The organism is Cellulomonas septica (assembly GCF_012396155.1).
Classification (GTDB): Bacteria; Actinomycetota; Actinomycetes; order Actinomycetales; family Cellulomonadaceae; genus Cellulomonas; species Cellulomonas septica.
In genome coordinates, this window is sequence record NZ_JAAXOY010000255.1 from 1 (window position 1) to 4627 (window position 4627).

The following is a 4627-nucleotide window of genomic DNA, read 5'->3' on the forward strand; positions in this document are numbered from 1 at the left end:
CTCTTCGCCGCGGCCGGCGTCCGCGCGAGCGCGAAGATCCCGCTCGCGACGTGGGAGTGGCTGCGCACGCACGACGCCGACGCGCTGCACACCGAGGCCGGCGCCGGACGGTGGTCCGGGGCCGCGGACCTCGTCGGGCTGCTGCTCACCGGGCGGCTCGCGACGGACCACACGCTCGCCGGACGCACGGGCGCCTACCGCCTCGGCCGACCGGGCGACCTCCCGAGCGCCTTCGACGCCGACCTGCTGGCCGAGGTGGGCCTGCGGCCGTCGCAGGTCCCCGAGGTGCTGGCCCCGGGAGAGCTGCTCGGACGGGTCGTCGACGGCCCGTTCACCGCCGCAGGGCTGGCGGCCGGGACGCCGGTGACGATCGCGGGTCACGACCACCCGGTCGGCACCTGGGCTGCGGGCGTGCGGCGACCGGGAGAGGCCGCCGACTCGGTCGGCACCGCGGAGGCGGTGTGCACGATCCTCACGTCCGACCCCGAGCCTGCCCCCGTCGCGGCGGCCGGGATGAGCCTGGTCCGCACCGTCACGGGCGAGCACCCCGCCCTGCTCGCGGGGTCGTCGAGCGCCGGGGCGGCCGTCGCCTGGTGGTTGCGGACGCACGCGCCCGATGCCGACGTCGACGCGCTCATGGCCGACGTCGCGGACCTCGGTGACGCCCCGCTCGACCTGCTCGTCCTGCCGTACGTCGCCGGGCGCACCGCGGACACCGCCACCCCGGTGGAGCTGTCGCCCACGGCGGCCCCGCGCGTCGTCATCACCTACTGCACGCAGTGCCGCTGGCTGCTGCGCGCCGCCTGGTACACCCAGGAGCTGCTCACGACGTTCCACCGCGAGCTCGGCGAGGTCGCGCTGCGCCCAGGCAACGGCGGGGTCTTCACGGTCGAGGCCGACGGGCAGGTGGTCTGGGACCGCAAGGTCGAGGGCGGCTTCCCGGAGATCACGGTGCTCAAGCGCCGGGTCCGCGACGTCGTCGCCCCGGACAAGCCGCTGGGGCACTCGGACGGTCTCTGACCGTCGCCGACGGCCCCCGGCCCCGGTCGCTGACCGCCCTGTCAGCCCGTCCGACCTGCGCAGACGTCCTGGACCGAGGTCCGGTCCCACGTGGACAGGCGTGGACCGGGCTCACCCGTCCGGACTACTTTCGCGGCGAACGCAGGCCTTCACCGGAGGCGGCGGGTCAAGCGGTCACGGGGGCCCGCGACCCGCCGCAGGGTGGGCGGACGGCACGGGAGAGGGGCGCTCCTCGCCGTCCGCCCACCCGAGACTTGCCGACTAAAGGTCAGCGGTCGACGTTGCGATCTCCAGCCCGTGGAGTGCGACGTACTTCTGGCGGCGGACGAAGCCCGACCCTCGACCGGCCTCGCGATGCGGCAGCGGCGAAGGTAGCGCGCGATGCGCGGGGTCACCCGGCCGCGTCAGAAGGAAGACCTGGTAACGGCCTTCCGTCCAACCCGCCGCGCGCGCGGCGGCGATCAGCGCACCGATGCGTCGATCCGTCCGGTCCGACGAACCGGCGAGACGTGCGGCCGACTCCTCGGTCCAGTCGACGTTGTCCCGCCGTTCGACGACCCGCGGGATGTCAGGCTTGATCTCCCTGTCGGCGTAGAACGCCATGCGCTCCACAGGTCTGAACGTGCGTCCGGCCTCGCACACGTAGGCCCTGTGGCTCTCGTACAGCGCCCACGCTGTGCGCGCCGGGACGACGACGGTGTCGGACACGGGAGAGGGGCGCTCCCGGTAGTCCTCCATCGCGCGGGAGCGGGCCTGGATCCACGTCGCCGCGTCGGGCGAGATCCAGCCGGCCAGCTCGGTGATCTGCCGCAACTCGAAGGGGAGGTCGACGTTGATCATCGAGTCGTGGTGCGCGAGGCGGTTGCGGAACTTCCGGATTCGCTCGACAGCGACCGAGATCTGCTTGCGCTGTCCATTGCCGTGAGGGAACGCATGCCGCAGCGCGGCGCGCCACAGGTCCTCGTACTTCGATCCCAGGAGCCCGGTCCAGAAGCCGAAGGACAGGTGGGCCACGATCTGGTGTCGGTTCTCCTGCCGCAGCGGTCGAAGTCGCGCCCTCACCGCGTCCACCTGGTCGGCGACGTGGTCGCCGCCGGGCGTCGGGAGCAAGAACCACGGGATGCCGTTCTCGTGCTCGCGCGCGTGGTGGGCGAGCTGTCGGTCAAGGGCGTTGCGTAACAGGACCTCGAGATGTCCGACGATCTCGAACGCTGACGAAGCGGTGCGAGTGCTCCACTCGTAAAGAGCGACAGCCCCCGCTCGATCGCCGCCGGCAGCATCGATGTAGGGCCGCATCCGAGGCTCAGAGAGGAGGGACCAGACGGCGGGCGGCACGGCTTCATCGCTCTGCACCGGCGAATGGTATCGTCGTAGACGAACGCCCCAGTGTCGCCTCTGATCTCATGCGCCTGGGGCTTTACTCATGCCCCGAACGACTGCCGGCCGCCGTTCAGCGGCGGCCGGCAGTCGCGGTTCAGGCGCCCGTCGGGCGGGGGCAGGAGATGCCCGTGCCACCCAGGCCGCAGTAGCCGTTGGGGTTCTTGTCGAGGTACTGCTGGTGGTAGCCCTCGGCGTAGAAGAACGGCCCGGCCTCGTCGGCCGTGCGGATCTCCGTCGTGATGTCGCCGAAGCCCGACCGCGTCAGGCGCGGCTGGTACTCGTCGCGCGTGCGGATCGCCGCCTCGGCCTGCTCGGGCGTCGTCGTGTAGATCGCCGAGCGGTACTGGGTGCCGACGTCGTTGCCCTGGCGGTAGCCCTGGGTCGGGTCGTGCGACTCCCAGAAGGTGCGCAGCACGTCGTCGTCGGACAGCACGGTCGGGTCGTACGCGACGAGGACCATCTCGGTGTGCCCGGTCATGCCCGTGCACGTCTCCTCGTACGTCGGGAAGGGCGTGTAGCCGCCCTGGTAGCCGACGGCGGTCGTGACGACCCCGGGCAGCTGCCAGAAGGCGCGCTCGGCGCCCCAGAAGCAGCCCATCGCGACGTACAGCACGCGCGTGCCCTCGGGCCACGGGCCCGCGAGCGGGGTGCCGAGCACGGTGTGCGTCTCCGGGACCGGGTACGCGTAGCCGTCGCGACCGGCGAGGGCCCGGTCCGGGGCCACCATCGTCGATCGGAGCGCAGAGCCGAAAAGCCAGTTCATGGTCGCTGGTCCTCTCCGGGAGACCGGCGGTTCGCCTGGTCCATCCCGGCCAGCACAACCGTGCGCGCACGTCCGGTGTTCCCGCTGCGCGCCCCGCGGGACGGGTGCGGTGCACCAGCACCTGGGCGCGCGTCCGGGGGCAGGTCCCGGGTGCGACGGCCTAGCCTGGGGCGGTGACCACCCCACACAGCACCGACGGCGACGACCGACCCACCGCCGGCTTCGCGACCCGCGCCATCCACGCAGGTCAGGACCCCGATCCGACGACGGGCGCGGTCGTCCCGCCGATCTACCAGGTGTCGACGTACAAGCAGGACGGCGTCGGCGGCCTGCGCGGCGGCTACGAGTACTCGCGCTCGGCCAACCCGACGCGTGCGGCGCTCGAGGCCGCGCTCGCCGACCTCGAGCTCGGCGCCGCCGGGTTCGCGTTCGCGTCCGGCCTGGCCGCCGAGGACACGCTGCTGCGCGCCGCGCTGCGACCGGGTGACCACGTCGTCGTCCCCGACGACGCGTACGGCGGCACGTACCGCCTGATCGCGCGCGTGTTCGGTCCGTGGGGGATCGAGCACACGCCCGTCGACCTCACCGACGCGGGCGCCGTGTCGGCCGCGATCCAGCCGGGCCGCACCAAGCTCGTGTGGGTCGAGACACCGACGAACCCGCTGCTCAACGTCGCCGACATCGCCGCGATCTCGGCGCTGGCCCGCGGCGTCGGCGCGCTGCTCGCCGTCGACAACACGTTCGCGACCCCGTACCTGCAGCAGCCGCTCGCGCTCGGCGCCGACGTCGTCGTGCACTCGACGACCAAGTACATCGGCGGGCACTCCGACGTGGTCGGCGGTGCGCTCGTCGTCGCGGACGGCGCCCAGCTGCCCGTCGGGCTCGACGGGCCGACCGGCACGACGCACCTCGCCGACGCCGTCGGGTTCCACCAGAACGCGTCCGGCGCGATCGCCGGCCCCTTCGACGCGTGGCTCACGCTCCGCGGCCTGCGCACGCTCGCCGTCCGGATGGACCGGCACGTCGCCAACGCGCAGCGCGTCGCCGAGTTCCTCGCGGCGCACGACGCGGTCACGTCGGTCATCTACCCGGGCCTCGAGTCGCACCCCGGGTACGAGCTCGCCGCGCGCCAGATGCGCGGCGCCGGCGGCATGGTGTCGTTCCGCACCGGCAGCGAGGCGTCGGCGCTCGCGGTGTGCGCGGCCACCGAGGTGTTCACGCTCGCCGAGTCGCTCGGCGGCGTCGAGTCGCTCGTCGAGCACCCCGGCCGCATGACACACGGGTCTGTCGCGGGCACCGCCCTGGAGGTCCCCGACGACCTCGTCCGGCTGTCCGTGGGCATCGAGGACGCCGACGACCTGATCGCCGACCTCGACCGCGCGCTCGCCGCGGGGCGTGGGGCGTGACGCTCGAGAAGCGCCCCGCCGCGCAGGAGCCCTCGGTGCTCGGTGCGGCACCCGCGGC

General features: G+C 73.3%; 4 protein-coding genes. 2 read left to right on the forward strand and 2 right to left on the reverse strand.

Annotated features, from left to right (window positions below):
• The coding region (locus HGA02_RS21820) for a SelT/SelW/SelH family protein (protein WP_246247675.1) at nucleotides 1–1020 on the forward strand (1020 nt) is incomplete at its 5' end.
• Between the two features lie 261 nt (nucleotides 1021–1281).
• Here the strand turns inward: HGA02_RS21820 and HGA02_RS10925 are convergent.
• Both HGA02_RS10925 and msrA read right to left on the reverse strand, forming a co-directional pair.
• Nucleotides 1282–2373 carry a hypothetical protein gene (locus tag HGA02_RS10925; protein ID WP_168679032.1) on the reverse strand — a complete coding sequence of 364 codons (1092 nt, stop codon included), beginning with the start codon at nucleotides 2371–2373 and terminating at the stop codon, nucleotides 1282–1284.
• 121 nt (nucleotides 2374–2494) lie between these two features.
• Entirely contained in the window at nucleotides 2495–3163 is a 669-nt protein-coding gene (gene msrA, locus HGA02_RS10930; RefSeq protein ID WP_168679033.1) for a peptide-methionine (S)-S-oxide reductase MsrA, read from the reverse strand.
• A gap of 173 nt (nucleotides 3164–3336) precedes the next feature.
• On the opposite strand from msrA, the gene HGA02_RS10935 reads away from it, so the two are divergent.
• Complete coding sequence (locus tag HGA02_RS10935) at nucleotides 3337–4569, forward strand: cystathionine gamma-synthase (RefSeq protein WP_168679034.1); 1233 nt, start codon at nucleotides 3337–3339, stop codon at nucleotides 4567–4569.
• Nucleotides 4570–4627 lie beyond the last annotated feature (58 nt).